Source organism: Sporosarcina obsidiansis, from assembly GCF_009651005.1.
Classification (GTDB): domain Bacteria; phylum Bacillota; class Bacilli; order Bacillales_A; family Planococcaceae; genus Sporosarcina; species Sporosarcina obsidiansis.
Map to the genome: position 1 here is coordinate 34,011 of NZ_WHVW01000018.1, position 26,022 is coordinate 60,032.

Annotated in this window: 31 protein-coding genes and 1 riboswitch; of the genes, 3 read left to right on the top strand and 28 right to left on the bottom strand. The window is 40.8% G+C overall.

Going from position 1 to position 26,022, the window contains the following annotated elements; genetic code table 11:
- Positions 1 to 133: 133 nt before the first annotated feature.
- The 18 genes from GD002_RS13630 to GD002_RS13715 form a co-directional block, all read right to left on the bottom strand.
- The gene (locus GD002_RS13630) at positions 134 to 1,018 is read right to left on the bottom strand and encodes a polyprenyl synthetase family protein (RefSeq protein ID WP_153732914.1); all 885 of its coding nucleotides are present in this window, start codon (positions 1,016 to 1,018) and stop codon (positions 134 to 136) included.
- Complete coding sequence (locus GD002_RS13635; protein WP_153732915.1) at positions 1,011 to 1,253, bottom strand: exodeoxyribonuclease VII small subunit; 243 nt, start codon at positions 1,251 to 1,253, stop codon at positions 1,011 to 1,013. The genes GD002_RS13630 and GD002_RS13635 overlap by 8 nt, the downstream gene beginning before the upstream one ends.
- A gap of 2 nt (positions 1,254 to 1,255) precedes the next feature.
- Positions 1,256 to 2,605 carry an exodeoxyribonuclease VII large subunit gene (xseA, locus tag GD002_RS13640; protein ID WP_153732916.1) on the bottom strand — a complete coding sequence of 450 codons (1,350 nt, stop codon included), beginning with the start codon at positions 2,603 to 2,605 and terminating at the stop codon, positions 1,256 to 1,258.
- 66 nt (positions 2,606 to 2,671) lie between these two features.
- On the bottom strand, positions 2,672 to 3,538 hold the full coding sequence (locus GD002_RS13645; protein WP_153732917.1) for a bifunctional methylenetetrahydrofolate dehydrogenase/methenyltetrahydrofolate cyclohydrolase: 867 nt from the start codon (positions 3,536 to 3,538) through the stop codon (positions 2,672 to 2,674).
- Between the two features lie 90 nt (positions 3,539 to 3,628).
- The gene (nusB, locus tag GD002_RS13650) at positions 3,629 to 4,003 is read right to left on the bottom strand and encodes a transcription antitermination factor NusB (protein ID WP_153732918.1); all 375 of its coding nucleotides are present in this window, start codon (positions 4,001 to 4,003) and stop codon (positions 3,629 to 3,631) included.
- A gap of 181 nt (positions 4,004 to 4,184) precedes the next feature.
- A complete protein-coding gene (locus tag GD002_RS13655; RefSeq protein ID WP_153732919.1) occupies positions 4,185 to 4,571 on the bottom strand; it encodes an Asp23/Gls24 family envelope stress response protein in 387 nt (128 codons plus the stop codon).
- Positions 4,572 to 4,587: 16 nt separating this feature from the next.
- Positions 4,588 to 5,934: an acetyl-CoA carboxylase biotin carboxylase subunit gene (accC, locus tag GD002_RS13660; protein ID WP_153732920.1), complete on the bottom strand. Its 1,347-nt coding sequence runs from the start codon at positions 5,932 to 5,934 to the stop codon at positions 4,588 to 4,590.
- 13 nt (positions 5,935 to 5,947) lie between these two features.
- Positions 5,948 to 6,454 (bottom strand): acetyl-CoA carboxylase biotin carboxyl carrier protein, encoded by a 507-nt coding sequence (gene accB / locus GD002_RS13665; RefSeq protein WP_153732921.1) that lies wholly within the window; start codon positions 6,452 to 6,454, stop codon positions 5,948 to 5,950.
- 171 nt (positions 6,455 to 6,625) lie between these two features.
- A complete protein-coding gene (locus tag GD002_RS13670; protein ID WP_153732922.1) occupies positions 6,626 to 7,177 on the bottom strand; it encodes a SpoIIIAH-like family protein in 552 nt (183 codons plus the stop codon).
- Positions 7,174 to 7,590: a hypothetical protein gene (locus tag GD002_RS13675; RefSeq protein ID WP_153732923.1), complete on the bottom strand. Its 417-nt coding sequence runs from the start codon at positions 7,588 to 7,590 to the stop codon at positions 7,174 to 7,176. Before GD002_RS13675 ends, GD002_RS13670 begins: the two co-directional genes overlap by 4 nt.
- A 66-nt stretch (positions 7,591 to 7,656) precedes the next feature.
- Entirely contained in the window at positions 7,657 to 7,824 is a 168-nt protein-coding gene (locus GD002_RS13680) for a hypothetical protein (protein ID WP_153732924.1), read from the bottom strand.
- Between the two features lie 9 nt (positions 7,825 to 7,833).
- A complete protein-coding gene (locus tag GD002_RS13685) occupies positions 7,834 to 8,733 on the bottom strand; it encodes a stage III sporulation protein AE (RefSeq protein ID WP_194841607.1) in 900 nt (299 codons plus the stop codon).
- 39 nt (positions 8,734 to 8,772) lie between these two features.
- Entirely contained in the window at positions 8,773 to 9,171 is a 399-nt protein-coding gene (locus tag GD002_RS13690) for a SpoIIIAC/SpoIIIAD family protein (protein ID WP_194841608.1), read from the bottom strand.
- Entirely contained in the window at positions 9,150 to 9,359 is a 210-nt protein-coding gene (locus GD002_RS13695; RefSeq protein ID WP_009496798.1) for a hypothetical protein, read from the bottom strand. Before GD002_RS13695 ends, GD002_RS13690 begins: the two co-directional genes overlap by 22 nt.
- 116 nt (positions 9,360 to 9,475) lie before the next feature.
- Positions 9,476 to 10,033 (bottom strand): elongation factor P, encoded by a 558-nt coding sequence (efp, locus tag GD002_RS13700; protein WP_153732927.1) that lies wholly within the window; start codon positions 10,031 to 10,033, stop codon positions 9,476 to 9,478.
- A 22-nt stretch (positions 10,034 to 10,055) separates the two neighbouring features.
- Complete coding sequence (locus GD002_RS13705; RefSeq protein ID WP_153732928.1) at positions 10,056 to 11,114, bottom strand: M24 family metallopeptidase; 1,059 nt, start codon at positions 11,112 to 11,114, stop codon at positions 10,056 to 10,058.
- Positions 11,104 to 11,559, bottom strand: coding sequence for a type II 3-dehydroquinate dehydratase (gene aroQ / locus GD002_RS13710; protein ID WP_153732929.1), 456 nt, complete (start codon positions 11,557 to 11,559; stop codon positions 11,104 to 11,106). Before aroQ ends, GD002_RS13705 begins: the two co-directional genes overlap by 11 nt.
- Positions 11,560 to 11,624: 65 nt before the next feature.
- Positions 11,625 to 12,056: a hypothetical protein gene (locus GD002_RS13715; protein WP_153732930.1), complete on the bottom strand. Its 432-nt coding sequence runs from the start codon at positions 12,054 to 12,056 to the stop codon at positions 11,625 to 11,627.
- Positions 12,057 to 12,178: 122 nt separating this feature from the next.
- Here GD002_RS13715 and GD002_RS13720 point away from each other — a divergent pair, with 122 nt between their 5' ends.
- Positions 12,179 to 13,174 carry a DUF1385 domain-containing protein gene (locus GD002_RS13720; protein WP_153732931.1) on the top strand — a complete coding sequence of 332 codons (996 nt, stop codon included), beginning with the start codon at positions 12,179 to 12,181 and terminating at the stop codon, positions 13,172 to 13,174.
- 874 nt (positions 13,175 to 14,048) lie between these two features.
- Here GD002_RS13720 and GD002_RS13725 read toward each other — a convergent pair.
- Positions 14,049 to 16,610: a vitamin B12-dependent ribonucleotide reductase gene (locus GD002_RS13725; protein ID WP_153732932.1), complete on the bottom strand. Its 2,562-nt coding sequence runs from the start codon at positions 16,608 to 16,610 to the stop codon at positions 14,049 to 14,051.
- A gap of 162 nt (positions 16,611 to 16,772) precedes the next feature.
- On the bottom strand, positions 16,773 to 17,606 hold the full coding sequence (locus tag GD002_RS13730) for a lipoate--protein ligase family protein (RefSeq protein WP_153732933.1): 834 nt from the start codon (positions 17,604 to 17,606) through the stop codon (positions 16,773 to 16,775).
- A gap of 176 nt (positions 17,607 to 17,782) precedes the next feature.
- On the opposite strand from GD002_RS13730, the gene GD002_RS13735 reads away from it, so the two are divergent.
- Both GD002_RS13735 and GD002_RS13740 read left to right on the top strand, forming a co-directional pair.
- On the top strand, positions 17,783 to 18,133 hold the full coding sequence (locus GD002_RS13735) for a rhodanese-like domain-containing protein (RefSeq protein WP_408020093.1): 351 nt from the start codon (positions 17,783 to 17,785) through the stop codon (positions 18,131 to 18,133).
- A 61-nt stretch (positions 18,134 to 18,194) separates the two neighbouring features.
- Complete coding sequence (locus GD002_RS13740) at positions 18,195 to 19,460, top strand: ATP-binding protein (RefSeq protein ID WP_153732935.1); 1,266 nt, start codon at positions 18,195 to 18,197, stop codon at positions 19,458 to 19,460.
- A gap of 51 nt (positions 19,461 to 19,511) precedes the next feature.
- Here the strand turns inward: GD002_RS13740 and gcvPB are convergent, their stop codons facing one another.
- The 8 genes from gcvPB to comGC form a co-directional block, all read right to left on the bottom strand.
- Positions 19,512 to 20,975: an aminomethyl-transferring glycine dehydrogenase subunit GcvPB gene (gene gcvPB, locus GD002_RS13745; protein ID WP_153732936.1), complete on the bottom strand. Its 1,464-nt coding sequence runs from the start codon at positions 20,973 to 20,975 to the stop codon at positions 19,512 to 19,514.
- On the bottom strand, positions 20,968 to 22,314 hold the full coding sequence (gene gcvPA / locus GD002_RS13750; RefSeq protein WP_153732937.1) for an aminomethyl-transferring glycine dehydrogenase subunit GcvPA: 1,347 nt from the start codon (positions 22,312 to 22,314) through the stop codon (positions 20,968 to 20,970). Before gcvPA ends, gcvPB begins: the two co-directional genes overlap by 8 nt.
- 21 nt (positions 22,315 to 22,335) lie before the next feature.
- On the bottom strand, positions 22,336 to 23,436 hold the full coding sequence (gene gcvT, locus GD002_RS13755) for a glycine cleavage system aminomethyltransferase GcvT (RefSeq protein ID WP_153732938.1): 1,101 nt from the start codon (positions 23,434 to 23,436) through the stop codon (positions 22,336 to 22,338).
- A gap of 185 nt (positions 23,437 to 23,621) precedes the next feature.
- A riboswitch (glycine riboswitch) is annotated at positions 23,622 to 23,714 on the bottom strand.
- A 149-nt stretch (positions 23,715 to 23,863) separates the two neighbouring features.
- Positions 23,864 to 24,370 (bottom strand): shikimate kinase, encoded by a 507-nt coding sequence (locus tag GD002_RS13760; RefSeq protein ID WP_153732939.1) that lies wholly within the window; start codon positions 24,368 to 24,370, stop codon positions 23,864 to 23,866.
- A 162-nt stretch (positions 24,371 to 24,532) separates the two neighbouring features.
- On the bottom strand, positions 24,533 to 24,967 hold the full coding sequence (gene comGF / locus GD002_RS13765) for a competence type IV pilus minor pilin ComGF (protein WP_194841610.1): 435 nt from the start codon (positions 24,965 to 24,967) through the stop codon (positions 24,533 to 24,535).
- On the bottom strand, positions 24,964 to 25,263 hold the full coding sequence (locus GD002_RS13770; RefSeq protein ID WP_153732941.1) for a hypothetical protein: 300 nt from the start codon (positions 25,261 to 25,263) through the stop codon (positions 24,964 to 24,966). The genes comGF and GD002_RS13770 overlap by 4 nt, the downstream gene beginning before the upstream one ends.
- Positions 25,256 to 25,717 carry a type II secretion system protein gene (locus tag GD002_RS13775; RefSeq protein WP_194841611.1) on the bottom strand — a complete coding sequence of 154 codons (462 nt, stop codon included), beginning with the start codon at positions 25,715 to 25,717 and terminating at the stop codon, positions 25,256 to 25,258. The genes GD002_RS13770 and GD002_RS13775 overlap by 8 nt, the downstream gene beginning before the upstream one ends.
- The gene (comGC, locus tag GD002_RS13780) at positions 25,698 to 26,006 is read right to left on the bottom strand and encodes a competence type IV pilus major pilin ComGC (RefSeq protein WP_194841612.1); all 309 of its coding nucleotides are present in this window, start codon (positions 26,004 to 26,006) and stop codon (positions 25,698 to 25,700) included. The genes GD002_RS13775 and comGC overlap by 20 nt, the downstream gene beginning before the upstream one ends.
- Between the last annotated feature and the right edge of the window lie 16 nt (positions 26,007 to 26,022).

Consider the following 26,022-nt stretch of genomic DNA (forward strand, 5'->3'; position numbering starts at 1 on the left):
CAAGCCGCCATAAGAGATTGACAATTTTATCGGGCAACATTACTTTATTTTTCCCTTACCCTATACCGTGTTTCCTGTTTGTTTCCTACATTATATCAGTAAGATCGTCTGACACAAATATAACGGTCTCATTTCACATATTTCGCTCAATAATATAATCCGCTAAAAGATGTAAAATGGAATGTTCTAAATCAATTGATTGCAACGCGTGAACTGCTTCTTCATGGCGATGTTTCAACTGCGCATGCGCCCCCTCAATTCCTAGCAAGGATGGATAGGTGGATTTATCACTTGATGTGTCGCTATTTGCAGTTTTACCCAACTGTTCAGTCGTGGCTGTTACGTCCAAAATATCATCTTGAATTTGGAAGGCCAATCCGATATTTTTTGAGAAAAGTCCCAACTGTGCTCTTTGCTCAGCTGTCGCTCCTGCCAAAACAGCGCCTGCATCTATACAATATGAGAGCAACGCACCAGTTTTATGCAGATGAACTTCTTCCAGCTCAGCTAAAGGCAATAGTTGTTGTTCACCCTTCATATCCAATACTTGGCCTTTTACCATTCCTTGCGCACCAGAAGCTTTTGCCAATAAACCAACTAATTCAATTGATGCAGAAGGCGGTGTCTCCCGTAGTTCCGATAAAACTTGGAAAGCAAGGGCTTGCATAGCATCACCTGTGAGTGTTGCCACATCTTCTCCGAACACTTTATGGTTGGTCGGTTTCCCTCTTCTGAAATCATCGTCATCCATACAAGGTAAATCGTCATGTATTAGTGAATATGTATGTATCAATTCAACTGACACAGCTACTTTTACAGCATCAGCAGAATCCCTATGCAAGTCTGACAAAACTGCAAGTACTAACAATGGACGTATTCTTTTGCCACCAGCTTGAACAGAATAGGTCATAGATTCATGCAAAATATTAGGAATATCTGTTTTTGCTAGTTGATTTGCCATTTCTCTCTCGATTTCAGGAATTTTTTCATCCATGAACGCTCGCAGCTTTTCATTCATTTGACTCACCTACTGTCGGATCGAATTGAACTTCTTTTCCCTCTTGATCGATCATTCGTATTAATTGTTTCTCTGCATTTTGCAATTTCTTCTGGCAATAGGCAGAGAGCTCCATTCCCTTCTGATACAGTGTAATGGTATCTTCCAAAGGAGCTTCACCTGCCTCCAATTTTTGTACAATCTCTTCTAATTGGTGCATTGCTTGTTCAAATTGAATGTCTTTTTCTTCTGCCATCTCTACCTAACCTCCTTTGGAATTATACCTTCAACAACTGTTTCAATCGATCCATCCGTCAAGCGAACTGTCATTTTTTCCCCAACTACAATATCTTCAACTGATTTCACTACCTCGTCGTCTTGATAGCTAATTGAAAACCCTCTCTCCATCACGTGCAACGGATTTAACGCTTGCATAATGCGCATAAGAGAGACAAATCGTTGTTGTTGGTGTCTGACGTTCTGTTGTACAGCGCGATTCATCCGCATTTCCAATTGTTTTACCTGTTGCTGTTCGAGCTGTATGCGACGGATCGGGGTGTAATATTGAAAGCCTGAATATAGTTTATCAAATGCCATTCTTTTGTCTTGAATTAACATGTTGCTGTTGCGACGCAATCGTTCTTCCAAGCTATCCAGCTTCTCTATGAACGGTCGATATAGTCGATCTGGATACTGTAAAGGATATGCAGAACGAACATTTTCTAAGCGCTTATTTTGTTGTCTTAAAAACGTTTGAACAGCTAAGTATATCGAGCGTTGCTGGTTTTTCAGATGCTGGAACAATTGCAATTGATCAGGTACAGCCATTTCAGCAGCGGCTGTTGGTGTAGGGGCACGCAAATCGGCCACATAGTCGGCAATCGTAGTGTCCGTTTCATGACCTACCGCACTAATAATCGGTATTCTACTGGAAAATATCGCACGCGCAACTTCTTCCTCATTAAAAGCCCATAAATCTTCAATGGAACCTCCACCCCTGCCAACTAACAACACATCAATACCTGAAGTTCTATTCGCCTGCTCAATTGCTTGCACGATCGACGGGGCTGCCGTGCGTCCTTGCACTAAGGCAGGAAACAAGTATATGTTAGCCATTGGAAAACGGCGGATGATAGTCGAGTACATATCACGCAAAGCAGCTCCAGATTCCGCAGTGACAATACCGATTGTTTGAGGCATCTGCGGGATCGGTTGTTTACATCTCTCCTCGAATAGTCCTTCTTGTTGTAGTTTCTTTTTCAACTGTTCAAAAGCTAGATATAGAGCTCCGATCCCGTCCGGTTCCATTGTTTGAACATACAATTGATAGGAGCCAGCTGTCTCATAAACTGTTACATCACCCGTAATTAATACATTCATGCCATTTTCAGGTTTAAATTGAAGAGTATTAGAACGCGAACGGAACATAGCCGCTTGGATTCTCGTTTTATCGTCTTTCAACGTAAAGTAGATATGTCCAGAAGGATGCATCTTGACGTTAGATAGCTCTCCTTTTACGTAGACATTGCGCAAATGTGGGTCTGCATCAAATTTACGTTTGACATATTTCGTAAGCGCTTGAACGGTTAAAAAAGTTTGATTGGACATGTAGTTCTCACCTGCCCTTTTATGTATAGAGAGGCGCTCTATAAGAGCGTCTCTCAGTAATGGTTATTAGTTTTTTGCACGGGAGTTCAATTTGTTTTCCGCACTTTCTACTGTGTTTTTCAAAAGCATAGTGATAGTCATCGGTCCTACTCCACCTGGTACTGGAGTGATAGCGCTAGCTACTTGTTCAGCGGATTCGTAGTCAACGTCTCCACAGAGCTTGCCGTTTTCGTCGCGATTCATTCCTACGTCGATGACAACTGCTCCTTCTTTAATAAAGTCACCTGTAATAAATTTTGCCATGCCAATCGCAACAATCAGTATATCTGCCTGCTGTGTAAATTTTTTAAGATCGTTGGTCCGCGAATGGCAATATGTAACAGTTGCGTCTTTTTGTAGGAGCAATTGTCCCATCGGTTTCCCTACAATATTGCTTCTCCCAATGATCACTGCATGCTTGCCTGCAATTTCTACACCAGACCGTTCAAGTAATTGCATAATACCATATGGCGTACAAGGAAGGAATGTTTGCTGACCAATCAGCATTTTCCCCACGTTCATCGGGTGGAACCCGTCAACATCTTTGTCAGGATCGATTGCACGTATAACTTTATTTTCATCAATATGCTTCGGTAAAGGGAGTTGCACTAGTATACCGTCAATTGAATCGTCTTGATTTAATCTTTCTACTTCTTTCAATAATTCCTCTTCCGACACCGTTTCAGGCAATTTAATCAATTCTGATTTCATACCTGCTTCGATACTGGATTTTTCTTTGTTTTTGACGTACGTCTGGGATGCCGGGTTTTCTCCCACTAAAATAACAGCTAATCCAGGTTGGTAGCCTTGTTTTACTAAAGAAGCTACTTGTACTTTCAGCTCTTTGCGGATTTCTTGGCCAATTGCTTTGCCATCAATTATTTTACTAGACATGATTTTCCCACCAAACTTTTCGTTTTTGTATTACATTTGACACCAAGCTCTATTTTGTATGATTGACTCCGAACGTTTCTACAACTGAAGTCAGTTGAATTTGGATAAAACACCGTTGACAAAACGGCCAGACTTTTCGTCGCCAAATGTTTTGCACAGTTCAATTGCTTCATTCAGAATGACTCGGTCTGGAACTTCTTTATTATAAAGTAGTTCGTAGACAGCCAGCCGAAGAACTGTTCGTTCAATTTTCGGTAACCTGTCAATCGACCAGTTTTCCAACTTATTCGTGATTTCGTTATCAATTTCTGTCAAGTTTTCCGCTGTTCCCCGAACTAATTGCTCATAAAAGTTATTTAAAGGAGCATCGACTATATATCCGATGGCCTCATCTACATTCATTTCACTCTTGTCTAGTTGAAACAGCGTTTGGATTGCCTTTTCACGTGCTTCTCGTCGTTTCATATTTCATATCTCCTCTACCGAGCATCTTCAAAACCTAATGATAGCATAAAAGCTACGAAAAGAACTAGTGGAATCAAGTGATTTTGTGTGAAGCATTTCATTCCTCATAAAAAAGCTAGCGTTGTGCTTACGTAAAAAAACATTATCCACCAACGGATAATGTTTTTTCTTACCTATTTGTTCAATCTTCGAACTGTATGCCACTAATATGGACATTCACTTCATGGGTAGTGAGTGAGGTCATATGGTAAATCGCTTGGCGGACTTGCTGTTGAATTTCCGCCGCAACTGTAGGGATGGAATGGCCATATTCGATAATACAATACACATCGATCTTCAGTCCTTCATCTGTCCACTCGGTCTTCACACCTTTGCCATACATCACTTTACCCAGTTTTTCCGCAACACCTGTCGCAAAATTCCCTTGAGTGGCAACGACTCCCCCGACCTCTGTCGTAGCAATGCCGATGATGACTTCAAGTACTTCAGGCGCGAGCTGAACTCGTCCAATAGCAGCATCTCCAGACGGTGTCATTCCGACAAACGATGGATTTGTTTTATCAGCCATTACATTTCTCCTCCAATTATTTCATGACGTCATGTTTCTCTAAGAATTTCGTATCAAAATCACCGGATTGGAATACTTCATGATCCATCAGCTTGGAATGAAAAGGGATGGTCGTATTAACGCCTTCGACTACAAATTCATCTAGGGCACGTTTCATCCGAGCAACCGCTTGTTCACGCGTATCAGCATGAACGATCAACTTTGCCACCATTGAGTCATAAAATGGCGGAATCGCATAGCCTGGATAAACAGCAGAATCTACACGTACTCCAAAACCACCAGGTGGCAAGTACATCGTGACTTTACCTGGGGACGGCATGAAATTCTTTTCTGGATTCTCTGCGTTAATGCGGCACTCGATCGACCATCCGTTCACCTGGATATCTTCCTGTTTAATCGACAATTTTTCACCAGAAGCTACTTTTAACTGTTGTTGAATCAAATCAACACCCGTAATCATTTCTGTAACGGGATGCTCAACTTGGATCCGTGTATTCATTTCCATGAAATAGAATGTTTGATTGATATGATCAAAAATAAACTCTACTGTACCTGCTCCGCGATAATTAACCGCTTCAGCAGCTTTGACAGCAGCTTCACCCATCTGCTTACGCAACGCTGGCGTCAATGCAGGTGATGGTGCTTCTTCTACAAGTTTTTGCATACGACGCTGGATCGAACAATCACGTTCTCCAAGGTGAATGGTATTACCAAATTTATCTGCCAGTACTTGTACTTCTACATGACGGAATACTTCAATGTATTTTTCAAGATAAACACCCGGGTTACCGAATGCCGCCGCTGCTTCTTTTTGGGTAATATTAACGCCTTTTACTAGTTCTTCCTCATCGCGAGCGACACGGATTCCTTTACCGCCACCACCTGCTGTAGCTTTAATAATAACCGGGAAACCGATTTCTTTTGCCACTTTTAACGCGTGATCTGCATCGTCTACAATACCGTCAGAACCAGGAACTATTGGAACACCTGCAGCTTGCATTGTATTACGCGCTACATCTTTTGTACCCATCTTTGAAATCGCTTCCGAAGTAGGTCCGATAAATTCAATGTTTACTTCTTCGCATAGCTCTGCAAAGCTAGCGTTTTCTGCTAAAAAGCCGTAACCTGGATGAATTCCGTCACAATCTGTTGCTTTTGCTACACTGATGACATTGGAGAAATTCAAATAGCTATCGGTTGATAGACGCGGTCCAATGCAATAGGCCTCATCTGCTAATTGGACGTGCAACGCTTCCTGATCAGCTTCCGAATAAACTGCTACCGTTTCAATGCCCATTTCCTTACAAGCTCGGATGATCCGTACAGCAATTTCTCCCCGGTTTGCAATTAATACTTTTTTCATTTGTCAGTCCCCCTTAGTTCTCTTTTACAAGGAATAAAGGTTGTCCGTATTCCACAAGTTGACCGTCTTGCACTAACACTTCAACGATTTCACCGGATACTTCTGCTTCAATTTCATTAAATAGTTTCATCGCTTCTACTATACATACAATGGATTCAGGAGTGACCTTATCGCCTTTTTTAACATATGCTGGTGCATCAGGCGATGAAGCTTGGTAGTATGTCCCTACCATAGGTGAAGTGATTTTGTGCAATGACGCATCTTCCGCTACTTCAGCAGGCGCAGCTGGTTGCTGTGGTGCTTCTACAGGGGCAGGTGTCACTTGTTGGACGACAGGTGCTACAGCAACAGGTGCTGGTTGTACTGCTTGTACCGCAGGAGCCTCCGCAACTGTTGTAAGCGCTTGCCCTGTACCTTTTTCAAGTTTGATTTTCCCTCCATCTGATTCGAAAGTAAACTTTTGGATGGATGATTGATCGATTAATTTAATGATTTCGCGAATCTCTTGAATTTTCAACATATCTGATTCTCCTGACTATTTTATTCTTACTATCGTATACTATGATAGACGTTTTGCTATTAATTTGGAATAGTAAAATCATAAATTCTTCGGAAGACCATAAAACATTCACTTATATTTCCATAAGTAGTCGAACAGAAAAACCAGAGGAAAGCCCTCTGGTTCCTTCAATTATTCTTTTGTTTCAGCAAAATCTACTTTTACCGTTTGTGCTCCATCCCAACTCGACATAACATATTGAGTGATTTCATCCGCCATTTTTGACGAGTGACTTTCTTGAGATAAGACCGTTACATTTACTCGATCTTCATCCGCCCGAACAAATACTTCTGGATAGCCAAGTGCTTTAATTTGCATTTCCATTAACGCCTCTGTGGAACTAACTTTACGCAATTCAGCAATTTCGTTAAAAATTTCGTTCTTCTGTTCTGCTGTATAATCTGAAGAAGTCATCTTGGTCGTCAACTGGTCAACCATTTCACTGCGCTCATTACGCACTTCCATCCGCATATCTTGGAAGATGTACGATTCAGCAAACACCGGTTTTACTTCTTCAGTCTTCCCTTCCTTCTCTAATAACTTCGTTGCATCTTTTGTTTCTTTTGTGAAAATGGCAATTCCATCAAAAGGCATAGGCGCTTCTTTTTTGACGTAGTAGATGGAGATCACTGCTACCAGACTGAGTAATGTTAAAAACCACACTGTTCGTTTATTTGCTTTCAAGATGATTCCCCCTTTTTCTTCATTTCCACAATGACAATACGATATTCTGGCAGTTGTAGGACATTGGCTAGTAGTTGTGAGAGTCCATTTCTCACGGCCGGATCTTCCACGCCTTCTGCCACGACGAGGAGACCTTTCAGTTGAGAAGAGTTTTTAGGAGTGGAAGCGGAAATGGAGAAGTATCCCGCCAATGAACTCTCGGTTTCTCTTTCGTCATAGTGAAAATACACTGTAACCTTTCCTAACCCTTCCATTTGTTCAAGCGTTTCTTCTAATGTTGAGAGAAGCCGTTTTTCTTCTTTTTTTTGTTTTTCCCCTCCTAGATTTCCCGTACTGGTGATGAACAAGATGCCAAATACAATCATCATAAGACCGACTAACAACATCTGGGATTTTTTCGCTGGTTTTTGCATGTTTCCATCACCATCTCATAGTGACTTTAATCAATCTTAGGATTCTACATTGAATACTATGTAGAGTTAAAACAACTTATGACCTGCTGCTTGCAATATAAATTGCAAAATCCATAGCGCAACGGCTAATTTAATTAACGGAATAAACACTTTTTCCATTTCTGGTGTAGCTACTAACTGAAGAATTAAAGCAATTAAAATTAGATTCGTGAGGCCCACTAAAAACAAATGCATAGAGCTTCCTCACTTCCCTAACGTCATCAGTTTAATGAACGTCACAATAAAGATCGTCGTATAAATGAACGCAAACGATATAAGAAATGTAATCGCACAGAGTACAAATAGTGTACGTCCTATATCATCCATCAACCCACATACTTCTTTTTGGGAGAATGGTTCAATTAACGCTGCAGTCCATCTAAATAAAAACGCAATACACAAAACCTTTACCGCCGGCAACAGAGCCACTGACCAAATTGATAGTAGTAACCAGATGCCAATGTACGCACTGGCCCCAGAAGAATAACGGCCAATTGAACCAAGTGTATCCGTCAAAAGCGAGCCGATCACCGGGATGTTTTGCCGGATCAATTCCTTTAGTGGTTCATTCAGCGCACCTGATAATGACCAAGTCAATGCACCACCCGCGGTAATGAAGATAGAATAGGCTGCAACCATTGCGGATACAATGGCAAGCAAAGAGGTACGTAACAAATCTGCCATCCTCGTGAACACGATGTCGGGCATCAATCGAGTAAGGATATCCAACAAAAGTGCTGTCAATAAAATGGGGAGAAGAAATTTTTCAGCGAACACAACAGCTCCCTGAGCAAATAGCAGCATGGCGGGTTGAAAATTTACTACACCGAACGTTGCACCGGATGCCAAAATCATGGCCGCAATTAATGGATACATACCTAGAAACAGAGAGGCGATCGATTGGGTAATGAGTTGGATTTGCCGAAAACTATCGGTTGCGGGCTCCAGTAATAAGACGAGTATAATGACAAGCAGAAGAAACCTCGTCCACTTTTGAAATGCTGGAAGGAAAAAATCGACAAGTGATGTAAGTAGCAACATGATCAGCAACAGAAAAAAAGGACCAAACACATCGGCAATTACAGAATTAAACAAATCTTGCATAGAGGTCTCGTCCATTCGTAGTAGTAGTTCCCTAGCCGATTACCAAGGGATCAAAGAATGAATGGTTTCGATCAATTGCTTGATGGATGGAAACCAAAGTGTGATGATCACAATTTTCATAACGGTTTGGAACAATTGTGAGAGTGCTCCATATCCTTCATCTTTCATTTGAAGAGCCAGTATCTCTGCCATATAATATAATCCAGCACTGACAACCAATAATGTCGTATAAGGGGCAGGCAACTTCTCAACCAACAATAAAAGTGATTTTGCGAACGGTACCAGAACAGTAAACAAGACATACACTGCTACCATCAAAAATAACGTTGTATAGAGAATCGGATGCAATGCAGGAGCCGCAAAAGAGAGCAGAAGCAATAAAAGATAGACAATAAATAGTTGAAAGATGACCGCCATTACATCGCCATAGACAACCAACTAAAAAATTCTGTGATTTCCGTGAAAAATACTCTAAGAAACATTAATAATTCGATAGATATATAGAGATACGCAAGGAAAAACAAGAAAAATGAAAACTCCTTTTTGCCCGTCTGCTCAAAAAACACATGCAAAACACCAATCACCAATCCGACTCCGGCGATGCGCAATAAATCGTTTAATTCCATCCCGCTACGCCTCCTCCATGGTCTACTGTATGATCAGGTATCTAAAGATATGCAAACACGCTAAAAAACACACGAGAGCTTTCCTCGTGTGTTTGATGGCATTTTAAATCAAGTCATTACGCTCGAGAGACGTATTCAGCCTCTTCTGTATTGATGATCAGTTGGTCACCTTGGTTGATGAAAAATGGTACCTGTACGACTAAACCTGTTTCCATTTTAGCTGGTTTAGAACCGCCGCTTGCTGTATCACCTTTGATACCTGGCTCTGTCTCAGCTACTTCTAACGTCACCGTACTTGGTAATTCAACCCCTAGCACTTCGTCTTTATAGGAAATAACATGAACTTCCATATTTTCTTTCAAGAATTTCAATTCATATTCCAATTGTGCTGAACCAAGTTCTAATTGCTCATATGATTCATTGTCCATGAATACATGCTCATCACCATTAGCATATAGGTACTGCATACGACGGTTATCGATCTGAGCTTTTTCCACTTTTTCACCCGCGCGGAATGTCTTTTCATTCACATTTCCTGTGCGAAGATTACGCAATTTTGAACGAACAAACGCTGCGCCTTTCCCTGGTTTCACGTGTTGGAAATCCATTACGCGCCAAATATCCCCATCAAATTCAATTGTTAATCCTGTACGAAACTCGTTTACTGAAATCATTCGTATTCCTCCATTTGTTCGATTATAAAATAAGCAGTTCTTTTGTAGACTTCGTCAATCGCTCATTACCCGTTTCTGTGATCACGATATCATCTTCTATCCGCACACCGCCAATTCCCGGAAGATAAATCCCAGGCTCAACTGTCACCGTCATATTGGGTACTAAAACAGTTTCGGAACGGAACGATAAAGCAGGTGCTTCATGCACTTCCATACCAATGCCATGCCCAGTGGAATGACCAAATGCCTCTCCATAGCCTTTTGACTTGATATAGTCACGAGCAATGGCATCTGCTTCGATGCCTGTCATACCAGGCTTGATCTTCTCCACAGCTAACTGCTGAGCGGTTAACGTGATCTCATAAATCTCCGATAGTTTAGCAGATGGCTGACCTACAGAAACAGTCCTCGTGATATCTGATATATATCCATTGTAGAGAGCACCATAATCCAATGTAACAAAATCACCAGCTTCAATCACTTTATCAGAAGCAACCCCATGTGGTAAAGCCCCTCTTTTGCCTGAAGCGACGATGATATCAAATGAAGAGGAGGTCGCACCTTGCTTACGCATGAAAAATTCCAATTCATTGGCGATTTCCAGTTCCGTTTTGCCCACACCGATGACTGAACAAATATAAACAAATGCAGCATCTGCAATGGCAGCTGCTTGCTTCAACACTTCAATTTCTTCCGGAGTCTTGATCAGACGAATTTTTTCCACCAGACCTGCAACCGGGACTAGTTCTGCTTCTACATGCCTATCATACATCTCGAATTGACTATAGCTAAGATGTTCTTTCTCAAAACCTAGTGTACTGATCTTCATTAATTTCACTTGATTGGCGACTTCCTGGATGATCGTTCCGGTATGTTGGACAATCCGATAGCCTGTCATCTGCGCATCAGCCTGTTCCATATAACGAAAGTCTGTGATAAAAACTGCGTCATCCCGAGAAATGATTGCAACTCCAGCAGATCCAGTGAAATTCGTCATATAACGTCGGTTATAAGGATTCGTAATGAGTAACGCATCTACTTCCTGTTCCTCAAGAATCTTACGCAGTTGCTCAATTTTCAAGGTGTACTCTCTCCTTTCTTTTTAGCATAAACGCATGGAAGGCGAGGTCATACCCGGCAGTTCCGAAACCACAAAGCTGTCCGGCTGCTACAGGGGCGATGACGGAAGTATGACGGAATTCTTCACGGGTATGTATATTCGAAATATGAACTTCGATGACTGGAACAGATATAGAAGCGATCGCATCACGTAGAGCGATACTGTAATGTGTGAAGGCGCCCGGATTGAAAATCACCCCGTCGATCCCTTGATCACCTGCCTGGTGAATCCGATTGATGAGTTCTCCTTCCACATTGGATTGGAAACAAGTTAACACCACATCGGATTCTTCAGCCAAACGTTGCAATCTATTTTCAATATCCGCCAATGTTTCCGCACCGTAAATATCTGGTTCTCTTTTACCTAAACGATTTAAATTCGGACCATTTAACAGTAATAGTTCCAACTTATCCCCTCCCACTCATTTTTCTTTCCTATTTTAGCATATTGAGATAAACGGACAAACTATTTCTACCCTTTGTCAAAGGTTTTTCTCATGTAAACGGAAGTACCGATGACAAAACGAATAATCATCGCCAAAAGAGCAGCGAATGGAATAGACATTTTTTTAATAAACTGAGTTATACTTAGATCTCCTTTTACATGGACCATCCATTCAATAAAGACCAACATAATGACCGTGAAAACAATCGATGACAAGCTCGGTGGAATTTTAGATGTAAAGAGTGCAATCAAATATAAAAGGAAAAAGATTACGAAACAGACGATCCATAATAACCCCCATTTGAACCAAACAGGTGTGGTCGTGAACATATGTAACCTTTCAGACCAGCCAATCGGAGACCATTTAATAAACTTAAAAACTTGCAAAAATTTCAATGAAAAAGTGGATAAGAACGCAGCCATTACTGCTGTCCATACATGTGTCGATGTGATACGCATAAAAATCCCTCCCACATCAGTGTCGGGTTTTCATGTTCTTTTTAAACATCTCAATGGTGCATTTTCTGTTTTTTTAGTACACTATAGATATCGTTTCTAACGACAGAAAGTGTGGGTATGTAATGAGAAAATCTAAAACTCCTCCTGCATACGGAGGGCAAGCGCTTATAGAAGGGGTCATGTTTGGCGGAAAAAAGGATACGGTGACAGCCATTCGCCGGAAAGATGATTCTATTGAATATTTTCACGTACCTAGGGAACAACATCCTGTACGTTCAAAACTCAAGAAAATCCCTTTCGTTCGCGGAATTGTAGCGTTGATAGAATCTGCTGGAAACGGCTCTAAACATCTAACATTTGCGAGCGACCGCTATGATGTAATGCCTGGCGAGGAAGAGGAACAACAAAAAGAAGAAGAAACGTCCAAACTCGTGATGATTCTCGGTGTAGCCGCTGTAGGCGTGCTAACCTTTTTATTCAGTAAGTTTGTATTCACGTTGGTTCCGGTATTCTTAGCAGAGTTGTTCCAGTCGGTAGCACCTGGGAAAACAGCACAAATTATGTTGGAGAGCTTTTTTAAGTTAGTTCTTCTGTTAACGTACATTGGACTTATTTCGATGACACCACTCATTAAACGCGTGTTTCAATATCACGGTGCGGAACATAAAGTAATCAACAACTATGAGAACAATATGGAGATGACGGTTGAAAATGTTCAATCTCAATCTCGATTACATTATCGGTGTGGCAGTAGTTTTTTATTATTCACTGTGATTGTTGGGATGTTTATCTATTTTCTCGTTCCACATGACCCACTATGGTTACGTGTCGTCAATCGGATATTGTTGATTCCTGTTGTGTTAGGTATTTCTTTTGAAGTGCTACAACTTACGAATGCAGTTCGAAATGTTCCAGTTCTTCGTTTCTTAGGCTACCCTGGTCTCTGGCTACAACTCCTGACAACAAAAGAGCCTGATGACAAACAAGTTGAGGTGGCAATTGCTTCATTTGAAAAGTTATTGGAAGTGGAACAGTACGGTGTGAGTGCGTTGAATAAAGAAGCAGTAGTTGAAACAGAAAAAGTAGACGAACAAAAACCTGTGACGATTCTGTCTTGAATGGAACACACCTTATAAATGAATAGACCTTAGTTATGGTATACACCCAACAGCTAGATTGTGATTCTAACTGTTGGGTGTTTTTATCTGCAAAAATGTTTTATCTCTTTACCTTAATCCGTTCTTGACTTCCCTATTTCAATAATAAAAGTTACCTGTAATTTTACTTTTAAAAGAATGATTGTAACCGCGATGGACACACTAAACCAAAATAATATTTGGAGTGAAGAAATTGAAAAAGAATTTTCCACTTCTTTTGGTTTTATTTAGCCTATTACTTTTCGGACTAATATATGGGACAGTACAAGCAAACCCCTACCATACACCTCGCACCATTAAAGAAGAACATTTAGAACTTGGATACACATCTCCGGATTCAGCAATCAAGGAATTTGAAAATCATTTTGACCAAACTGTAAAATTGCCGAAGTACACCTTCCATTCCTTTTACTCATCAAATCGGACGATTCTCTGAAGACACGGAATATAACCTCAATGATGAGTTGGAAATCAAGTTTATCCATAACGAAATTGTAGAAAACCATTATAAAATTACTGTTCGTTCTTTGGAAAATAAAGTAACTTTCAAAAACAATGTCAATCAGAAAGTCTACACGCCTAAAAAAATATAGGAAACCCTTTATATTGAGCATCAGTTATTTAATTTTCCGATTTTTGAACACAGTAATTGGGAATACATGCTCGGAGTGGATAAGAGGGTTTCAGAAGTAACTGCTGATACATTAGTTGAATTTGCTAACTCAATTGATTGAAACTCTTTTTGACTTCGAGTGTTGCAGACCTTGATGTACAGATATAGTACAAAAACCGCCAATTCTAATGAATTAGCGGTTTTTGTACTATATCATTTTTGTTACAGCCCGCACTTCAACTGTGCTTGGCAATTCGTACATGTATTACATCCACCTATTTCCTCTACGGTACCTTGTCGGCAGACCGGACACGTATCGCCCACTTCCGAGCCGATGGTCACGTTGGTAGAACGCAAATCTTGAATCGTATTGACGAGCACAACTTTCGGCTGTTCCGTCACTTCTACTAGTTCTTCTGTATCTGGAATATTATCTTCCGCTTTCAATGTCAGAACTTGCGAATCACGGCTTCCGTCGACGTATACTGTGCCGCCTTTTGCTCCGCCTTTATACAATCTTTCATAAACGCTTTCTACCTGCTTCACAGTGTAGCCACGCGGCGCATTGACCGTTTTTGAAATCGAGCTGTCGATCCAGCGCTGAATGATACATTGTACATCCGCATGTGCTTCTGGTGCTAGCTCCATCGATGAAATGAACCATTTCGGCAAGTTTTCCGGATCTGCATCAGGATTACTTTGTAAATATTCTTCGACAATTTCCGCTTTTACTTCTATGAATTTCCCAAGACGACCACTACGGTAATACGTAAAGGAAAAATATGGTTCTAAACCAGTGGAAACTCCTACCATGGTTCCAGTGGATCCCGTTGGCGCAACGGTTAATAAATGCGAGTTACGAATACCATATTCTAAAATTGCTTCTCGAATATCTTCAGGCATACGTTTCATAAATCCTGTATTAATAAACGCTTGACGTAATGCTTTCGTTTCTTCATCTGTCTTACCGATCAAGAATGGGAAACTACCCTTTTCTTTCGCCAATTCAATTGATTCACGATAAGCTGTTGTCGCAATTGCTTCAAATACTTCATCGACTAATTGATTGCCTTCAAGAGAGCCGTATTCTTTTTCACAATAGATGTGAAGATCGGCAAGTCCCATAACGCCTAGTCCTACTCGACGTTCTCCTAGTGCTTGTACTTTATTATCTTCTAAGAAATATGGTGTAGCATCAATGACGTTATCTTGCATACGAACACCAATCCGTACCGTCTCTTTTAATTTCTCGAAGTTCACGGTCTTTGTTTCTTTATCTGCCATCTCCGCAAGGTTAACAGCTGCTAAATTGCAGACGGAATACGGTGCAAGTGGTTGTTCCCCACATGGATTCGTTGCTACAACTTGCTGTCCATACGCTTTCGCATTCGTTTCATCATTCGCATTATCGATGAAGAAAATACCCGGTTCTGCAGAATACGTTGCACAAATATTGATCAAATCCCATAACGCACGGGCTTTAATTGTACGATACACACGAACTTCGTGACCAAGTCTCTCCCATTCGCGCACATCGCCGACTTCATGCCATTGTTCATTGTAATGGACCATCTCTTCAGGTGAATAATTTTCAACTGCCGGGAAACGAAGATCGTAATCCGCGTCTTCTTCCACAGCTTTCATGAAGTCATCTGTCAAAGTAACGGAAATATTGGCACCTGTTAAGAATTCAGGATTATGAACTGAATACATTCCGCCATCTTGAAGCTTTAACTCGGCATCACGAATGATCGCTGCATTGAAGCCACCATGACCTGGGATTTGTTTATAATTGACAATCCCTTGATACATCGCCTCTTCTTGTGAAGTCAAAGGTTTAAAATTCAATTTTTCATTTGCAAGCTTCTTAATTAACTCGTCTTCTGTGTTTTCGATTAAATATCGCAAAATTCGCGGATTCTGCATCTTAGAGATGATAAATTCACAAATATCGGGGTGCCAGTTAGCTAACATTATCATTTGTGCGCCACGTCTTGATCCACCCTGTTCGACGAGATGTGTCAATTTCGCAATATCATCCAGCCATGAAACAGAACCAGAAGATTTTCCGTTCACTCCGCGAGCCAGTGTGTTACGCGGACGTAAAGTCGATCCGTTCGTTCCGACACCGCCACCACGGCTCATGATTTCCATCACTTGCTTTCGGTGGTCTGAAATGCCTTCACGGGAATCTGGAACAAACGGCATGACATAGCAATTAAAGAAGGTTACATCAGTATCTGAACCCGCACCGTACAGCACTCGTCCTGCAGGAATAAAATGCATGGCACTCAATTGCTTATAAAAAGTTTCAAAAGACTGCGCTCTTTTTTCCTCAGTTTTCTCTACAGAAGCTAACCCCGTCGCATTACGTTTTGCGATTTGTTCATAGTATACTTCGAGAGGTTTTTCCAACACTTCAAGCGGACGAGAAATAACTCCTTTATGCTGTTCTTCTGGATCATCGATCGAAGACCTGTACTCTTCTTCGATCCAAATTTCTGCTTTCCCCTCTGCCTTGTCCAATTTTGTAATATAGCCCAATCCACGAGCAGGAAATTTGGGATCTTCACGAACGGTTAGAACGACAAAATCTCCTTCTCGTAACGTCTTCTTTTCCGTATCTTTAAATGAATAGCGATCAATCATCACGAGTCGTGATACTCCGCTATGTGTAAGCTTCATATCCTCCGTGATTGGGTGTACTTGATGAAACTGTGAAATGTCCTTATTTAACTGCTCTTTATTCAGAAATGGTTCGCCCTGTTTAGAAATCGTAACCATATAACATCCTCCTTCGACTTCTCATAACACAACATATTGTGTATAGTTTACTCCATAATCTACTACATATCGAAACTTTGTCAATCCAAAAATTATATATTGGATTTTAGAATGGTTGATTCAACAACCTTCTATAATAAAAATAAAGTGAAAGCACTGACTTCACTTTTTGTAATTCCAGTCATCATTCGCATACTTTTCTTTCTCAATTTGATGCACTAACGCCATTTGTTCATCCGTCAATTCGAGCGGCTCCAACGAGATATCCAACGCTTTTTCAAAGCCTGTTGAGAATGCTTCTTTACATTCATCGATTGTAATATCCCGATCTGCTAAACGGTCAATCGCAATGGCTCGTTCTGGCAAGCTTCTGCGCACCCGTTCTTTCACGGCAGGAGATGAATAAGTGAAGATAGAAGTCAATTTATCCACATCTAGACTCATCAAAATGGCACCATGCTGCAAAATCACACCCTTTTGACGTGTCTGCGCACTCCCTGCTACTTTTTTCCCTTCCACTACTAACTCGTACCAACTTGGAGCATCAAAGCACACTCCGCTTTTCGGATGTTTTAATTGGTCGGTTACTTCTTTATCAGGTATGGAGAACTCAGCTTGTAGACCTAAGTTGCGAAATCCTTCTAACAAACCAGATGAAATGACCCGATACGCTTCCGTAACAGACTCGGGCATGCCGGGATATTGCTCGCTGACAATGACACTATAAGTAAGCTCATGTTCATGAAGCACGCCCCTTCCACCGGTCGGTCTACGGACAAACCCTAATCCAAGTTCTTTCACTTTTTCCATATCGATATCTTTTTCAATCCGCTGAAAATAACCGATCGATAAAGTGGCGGGAGACCATTCATAAAATCGCAAGACGGGTCCAATTTCCCCGCGGCTATGTAAATCAAGAAGCGCCTCATCCAACGCCATATTGAAGGAAGGCGTACACTTGCCTGAATCAACGTAGTGCCAAACCGCTTTTGTCATGTTCATTCTCCTCATTGCTTAATATTTCATCTTCATGCTATATGAATTGATGGCTGAAAAAAACAATAACGCCTTACATTTTATCATTCCGATTGAACTGATGCTAGAAAATCTTTATAATAGAGATATTGATAAAAGGGGGAAGTTTTTTGAGTTACTATATTCTAGGCGCAGCTGTGCTCGCGATCATTCTGTATTTCGTTATTACATACGTTCGAGTTGGGAAAGCACTTACTACTTTAACACAAGAAGAGTTCATTCAAGGGTATCGGAAAGCACAATTAATTGATGTCCGAGAACCAAAAGATTTTGATGCTGGCCATATTTTAGGTGCACGTAATATCCCATTTACACAGTTTTCACAGCGCTATAAAGAAATACGCCCTGATAAGCCGATTTATCTATACGATCAAAATACAAGTCGTACAGGACGCGCAGCTTTATTCCTGAAGAAAAAAGGCTGTACTGAAATCTATCAACTTCGTGGCGGTTTTAAGCAATGGACAGGCAAGATTAAAACAAAATAATGATACTAGATCCTCCTTTCATGGGAGGATTTACTATTTATAAAGGAGAATGTTAAAATCAATGAATCTACCATTTCTTATTCCGAGCAATTCAGAGAAATATGAAAAACTTCCTCACTTTCAAAATTATGCGGTTGTGATTACAGCTATTTTTGAAAAACTCCATCACCACTCACCAAATGATTGGAAAATTGTCGCTGCAGATGATTTTCTTACTTATACCGAGACAATGCTACCTGAATTGATTCAGCAAAAAAAGATACTATACGAATCACTTGGGCACATTTATGAAACGTTGCCTGTCGAAAAAATTCAGCCAGATCAATCAACAGCCGGATTTTCAGTCCATCGTGCAGAAACGATCGATAACCAATTACTCTTCTTTCCTGAATACCAAATTGCAACAGCTAAAATCAGCTATTATGTAGCTACTGGCGCCACTTGGTCGGAACATACGCTATTCGCCCCATCCGCTGAGCACGCAAAGCACTTTATCGAGGAATTAAATAATCTGCAAAGAGAATCGATGAAGACAAGCATTACGTATTTAGTCGATACGGAAGAAGGGATTGAAAAGAAGACATATGGATTAGGCGAGCAAATCGAACGAAGTGACGTACTATTGAATGAACAGCTGAAAAATGATCTATACCGCTCCATTGATGAATTTTTCCAGGACGACGGTGCATTTTTTAAAGAATACGGCCTGCCATATAAGCGTGGTATTTTGCTCTATGGCTCTCCTGGTAACGGCAAAACGACGTTAGTACGATCTATAACAGGTACTACTGATGCACCAGTTATTTATTGGCAAATTACCGAATTTACAGGTAGTCATTCTGTACAGGAAGTATTCTCTACGGCGGAACGTCTCGCACCAGCCATCCTGGTCATCGAGGATATGGATTCTATGCCGGAACATATGAGAAGTACGTTTTTGAACACGTTAGACGGTGTACATGTACGAGATGGATTATTTATCATCGGAACGACAAACTATCCTGAACGAATTGATCCAGCTCTCATTAATCGTGCAGGACGCTTTGACAGTACGTACGAGATCACGTCACCAACAAAAGAGGTACGGAAAGAATATATCAGAAAACTCGACAGCAAGAATATCTTAGAAGATAGTCATGTACTTGACATTGCGGAAAATACAAAAGGATTATCGATCTCTCAATTAAATGAGTTATATATGTCGATTGCCCTAACCTATCATTATGAAGGTATGATAATCTACGAAGAGCGTATTAAGCAATTACAGAAGCAACACCGCAAAGCAACTCGAAATGATTGGGATACAGATTCCTCTATCGGATTTTGAAAAAGTTGGAAAAGGAGAGACGGTATTTTCCGTCTCTCCTTTTTTTGTTATTTATGCTTCTTTCGTATAACGCAATACAGGCTTACGTGCTGCTTTTGTTTCATCCAAACGACCAATTACAGTCGTATGTGGAGCTTCTTGAACAATTTCAGGATTTTCTTCAACTTCTTTAGCGATTTGAATCATCGCATCAATGAAGGAATCCAATGTTTCTTTAGATTCTGTTTCTGTTGGTTCAATCATCATTCCCTCTTCAACATTTAAAGGGAAATAGATTGTTGGTGGATGGTAGCCAAAGTCAAGGAGACGTTTAGCCATATCCAATGTACGCACCCCTAATTTTTTCTGACGGCGACCTGACAAAACAAATTCATGCTTACAATGCTGTGTATATGGCAGGTCGAAATAAGGCTCTAAACGACGCATCATATAGTTTGCATTCAATACCGCATATTCCGTGACAGCTTTCAGACCATCCGGGCCCATTGTACGGATATACGTGTACGCGCGTAAATAGATGCCAAAGTTTCCGTAGAAAGGTTTCACCCGTCCAATTGACTGTGGAACGTCATAATCCAATATATATCGATCTTCTGTTTTCGTAATGATCGGTTTAGGCAAGAAAGCTGCCAATTCCTCTGTTACACCAACTGGACCTGAACCTGGGCCGCCACCACCATGAGGACCTGTGAATGTCTTATGCAAGTTCAAGTGTACTGCATCAAAGCCCATATCTCCCGGACGAGCTTTAGACATCACAGCATTCAAATTCGCCCCGTCATAGTATAGTTTCCCGCCTGCACCATGAACGATCTCTGCCATTTGCAAAATATCCTCTTCGAATAGACCGAGCGTATTTGGGTTCGTTAACATCAATGCTGCTGTATCCGTTCCAACTTTAGCCTTCAAATCATCCAGGTCCACCAGACCATTGTCATTTGACTTCACCGTCACCGTTTCAAATCCTGCCACTGTAGCTGATGCAGGATTCGTACCGTGAGCGGAGTCAGGTACAAGCACTTTCGTACGCTCTGTATCCCCATTCGCTTCATGGAATGCACGGATCATCATGAGCGCCGTCCATTCACCATGTGCTCCAGCTGCCGGTTGCAACGTGACGGCAGGCATTCCGGTAATTTCAGCCAAATGTTGTTGTAGATCGTAGGCGACTTCCAAAGCCCCTTGCACAGTAGATTCATCTTGCAACGGATGAACTCGCGCAAAACCAGGAAAGCGTGCAACAGCTTCATTAATTTTGGGATTGTACTTCATTGTACAAGAACCAAGCGGATAAAACCCTGTATCAACGCCATGATTGCGGTTGGATAGCGCTGTGTAGTGACGCATAATATCCAATTCAGCCACTTCCGGAAGTTGAGCATCTTCTTGACGAATCAGATCTTGTGGCAAGATAGCAGAGACATCCACTTCAGGTACGTCTAATTCAGGTAAACTGTAACCGACACGTCCAGCTTTTGATAATTCAAAAATGAGTGATTGATTTTCGTTATGCATGGATAGCCTCCAGTTCTTGCACGAGTGCATCGATTTCTTCTTTAGTTCGTTGTTCTGTAACTGCGATCAGCGCATGATTGGTAAGATCTTCGTCTACCAAACTTAAATCATATCCGCCAATAATGCCATGCTTCAGCAAGTGTTCGTTAACTTCCTTAATAGGTGCTTTACAATTGACGACGATTTCATTGAAGTGAGAAGGACTAAACTTCACTTCAAACCCAGCATTTTCAAATGCTTGTCGTGCATAAGCGGTTTTAGCAATATTTTGATAAGCGATTTCTTTTACTCCCTCTTTACCGAGAGCTGTCATTGCAACGGATGCTGCCAAAGCATTCAGTGCTTGATTCGAACAAATATTCGAAGTCGCTTTATCACGGCGAATATGCTGTTCACGTGCTTGCAATGTCAGAACATATCCTCTACGTCCTTGATCATCAGTCGTTTCTCCGACTAATCGTCCTGGTACTTTACGCATTAGTTTTTTCGATACTGCAAAATAGCCACAGTGTGGACCACCAAATGATTCAGGGATACCAAATGGCTGTGCATCTCCGACCGTAATATCAGCGCCTAATGAACCAGGAGGTGTTAATAAACCTAAAGCAAGCGGATTCGCTGAAACGACGAACAAAGCCCCATTTTCATGTGCAATATCGCTCATTTCTTGAAGATCCTCTACTTGACCATAAAAATTCGGATACTGTACGAGTACAGCTGCAGTCTGATCATCAATCAATTCTTTTAGCTTTTCTACGTCTGTTACACCATTAGCATGCGGAATTGTCACGACTTCTATAGATTGACCGCTAGCATACGATTTCACAACTGCTTGAGATTCAGAATGAACAGTTGAAGAAACCAACAATTTTTTTCGACGTGTATGTCCAGCTGCCAACGTTCCGGCTTCTGCCAACGCCGTACCGCCATCATACATAGAAGAGTTCGCAAGCTCCATTCCCGTTAACTCACAAATCATAGTTTGGAATTCGAAAATAGCTTGTAATTCACCTTGTGAGATTTCCGGTTGGTAAGGTGTATAGGCTGTGTAAAATTCAGAACGTGAAATGACATGATCGACAATTATCGGACGATAGTGATCGTAGACACCTGCCCCTAAAAATGAAGCATAATCTTGAGCGTTCGCATTTTTACCTGCCAAACGGCCAAGTTCCTTCAATAAAGATGTTTCAGATTTTGCCTGTTTAATATTATACTCGCCTGTAAAACGGACTTTTTCAGGAATATCAGAAAACAATTCATCGATTGAAGATACTCCTATCACTTCCAGCATTTCTTTCTGATCTTGCTCCGTCATTGGAAGATAACGATGCTTCATAATAATCTTACCCCTTTTCGCTTATGGTCTTTTATAGAAAGGTGTTCCAATCACTTTTGCTTTTAACCGTTTCGAACGGATTTCGACTTCTACTTCAGTTCCTAGCTCTGTATAATCCGTTGATAGTAACGCAAAACCAATATTTTTCTTTAAAGTAGGAGACTGTGTACCCGTTGTAACTTCTCCGATCTCTTGGTCAACAACATACACTTTGTAGCCTGTACGGGGGATCCCTTTATCAATCATTTCAAGTCCGACAAGTTTTCTTTGTACTCCATCTTCTTTTTGTTTCTTCAACGCTTCTTTCCCGATGAAGTCCGCTTCTTTATTTAATTTCACTACGAATCCAAGACCTGCTTCTAAAGGTGAAATAATAGCTGACAGCTCTTGACCATATAACGGTAGACCCGCTTCAAAACGTAGCGTATCTCGAGCACCAAGTCCTGCCGGCACAACGCCTTCTGCTTCGCCAGCTTGTAAAATCTTTGGCCACAAGGCAGTGATCGCTTGTGGTGTACCATATATTTCGAAGCCGTTTTCACCTGTATAACCTGTTCGGGAGACCAGTACATCTTCCCCACTCACTTGTACATGCTCTTTAAAACGGAAAAACTTGATGTCTTCCAATGGTTCATCTGTTAATTTTTGCAGAACTGTCAGAGCTGCTGGACCTTGAAGTGCCAATAAAGCATAATCAGAAGATTGATTGTCAATCACAACATCTTCCGTTTGGTGCTTCTGCATCCAAGCTACATCTTTATCAATATTAGAAGCATTCACTACTAGAAGATATCGTTCTTCATCCAGCTTATAAATCAATAGATCGTCAATTGTTCCACCCTGTTCATTACACATCACCGTATATTGTGCTTGACCAACCTGGAGTTTGGACACGTCATTCGTGACGAGCTTCTGCAAATATGCTAGCGCCCCGTTTCCACTGACCAACACTTCTCCCATATGGGATACATCGAATAGACCTGCTTTCGTACGGACCGCTTCATGCTCAGCTTTAATACTGGAAAACTGAACAGGTAATTCCCATCCGCCAAAGTCAATCGTCTTACCTCCATACTCTTTGTAACTTTCAAATAATGGCGTGCGCAATAATTGATTTGTCAACCTTATTCCTCCTTTGTTGTCTAATCGATAGGAAAAGTCGAGAAACTGACTATCGATCAGTATGTATTCAATCAAAAAGGACAGGGGTCTCCTATAAATAAGAGAACCCCTGTCCTTTTGCCTGAAAGCTTTACAGTTTCCATACTTTCTTCGGCCGCCGATTGTATCAGCAGTCTCCAGAGATGCGTCATGCATGCGTTTTTTTACCTGAGAGATTCATAACATATGTTACTTGCTCCTTCGGCGGCGCCTAATGCGCGCTCTCCCCATACAATCATTCGCATTATTTAACTAAAATTGATTTCGTTTCTATCTTCCTTGATATCTTAACATTTCATAGAAGTAAGCGCAATCTATTTCTAATTACAGAAATAAAACGAACGATAAAACCCACATTAGTATTATCATTCGTTTTATCAGCAGTTCCTTACTGATATCTTTCTATTTGAAAGATAATATATTCCGCGATTTCCGTCAATGACTTTCCAGTAGTTTCTACAGTAAAATGACCTACTTCCAAATATTTAGGTCGTCGTTTCTTAAATAAAGTCTCTAACTCCATACGTGAAGATTGTTGGACAATCGGCCGATTCACATCCGTGGAAATTCTTCGCCAAATATCTCGAAATGAAGCATTCAAGAAAAACACCATGCCCGTTTCTCTCATAATCCGTATATTTTCTTCTTTTACCGCCACGCCTCCACCAGTTGCGATAATACAGAACTCTTCAGGAAACGACTGCAAAAATTCTGTCTCCAATTGCCTAAAGTAAGGCTCTCCATATTGGTCGAAGATTTCAGGTATTGATAGTTGCATCTGTTCTGCAATCTCATGATCCATATCGTAGAACGGAATATCCGTCAGCGTATGAAGCCTTTTACCGATTGCACTTTTACCACACCCCATAAATCCTACCAAATAAATCCTTTTCATTTTCATCCATCCCGTTTCATTAATTTGACTGCTTCTCGTTCATAATAGTTCTCGAGAGAATCGTAGATCCCATAGAGACTATCATGCCATGAAACAAGGGAGAAAAGAAAGAGGCTTACGAAAAATAATAAAACAATCGCAAAAACAAACATCCCTCCTTTTTCATTCCGTATATAATCCAATGGCGAACGTCCTTTCTTTTTTAGTCCCATCTAGCTTTTCTACAGCCACTTGCAAACGGTTTCCATCCACTGAAAAACTACAAAATTTCACATCCATTAACAATGGAACATGACCTTGTCCATTGACTACTTTTCGAATCAATTGCTGGTACACTTGAATAGTGACCGTCCCTTTCTCTGTCCGAAAAGAAACACTATTACTCGTAGGTTCCGATACCCATTCTACTTCTTCTAAAAGCTGCTGAAGTTCTAAAGAAAACAGCTCCCATTCTCCTAAAAAATCACTCTGATAACTAGTTTGTATGGGGGCTTTCCAATAAAAGAAAAGAATGGTTAACTGGATGAGAATAGAAAATATCATCAAATGAATAATGCTCTCTAGTAATGAAAAACCTCTTTCATTTAAGTGCTTCATAAGACTACACATTTACTACTAATGCCCCGCATCTCTTCATACGTGACGCATATTTCTCCAGCTTCCACAGACCACTGATAAACAAGACCATCGTGTGTTCTGACCCCAGTGAGTTGTCCACTGGAACGAAAATGTATAGCTGCCTGAAAACTTGTTTCAGCTGCAATCATGGCGTGTTTCTTCATAAGTACTGAAGATGTTAACTGAGTAGCCAGTGGGAGGAGGGAGGAGAAAATCACCATGATAATGACTAAAGATAGCATCGCTTCCGGCCACGATTGTCCGTTTTCATCCACTGATTATCATCCTTCCCCTTTCGAATTGAAAACTAATGGTGATGAGGCCCGATTTTTTTGTTACAATTGTCATTCTACCTGTTGGATATAGATTTCCAGAGGGTTGAAAGTTCAATTCTTTCAATCTCGTCGATTCTCCTAACATCATACCATCAGGGAATTGTCCTTCTACTATAACGGTCCCGTCCCCTCTAACAGATTTATAACTGTTTCGTCCATTTAAAAAATATAATCGAATATGCTCTTGATGAGTTGTCGCAAACAACTGTGTCTCATGAACCGCCACAATAAAAGATTTTAATGCATCTTCTTCTGAAAGCTGATATAATCGTTTTTCACTGAATGGTAAAATAACAGCGCTTAGGATGACGACAATGGACAGAACAAGTAAAAGCTCTAAAAACGTAAATCCCTTTTCATCTTTCCTCAGTCTATTAACTACCCGCTCTTGCAACAGTCACTTTTCCTTCCCCATCAATGACTAATACGCTCCCATCCGGACATACTGGATTCTCCGGTAAATACTCTTTAGCAGTTAAATCAGATAAACTTGGGGTAGTTTTTTCGTCCATCTTATATGCCTGTATTTGTCCTTCCACCATTTTCACATACGCCCCGCACCCCTTCTCATCAATAGATTTGGAATGCTTGGTCACATTCGGAATCGCAATTAAAATTAAAACGGTAATAATAAGCAATACGATCATCATTTCTATCAAAGTGAAACCTCGTTCATTTTTCATAAATTTCTTTATCAAC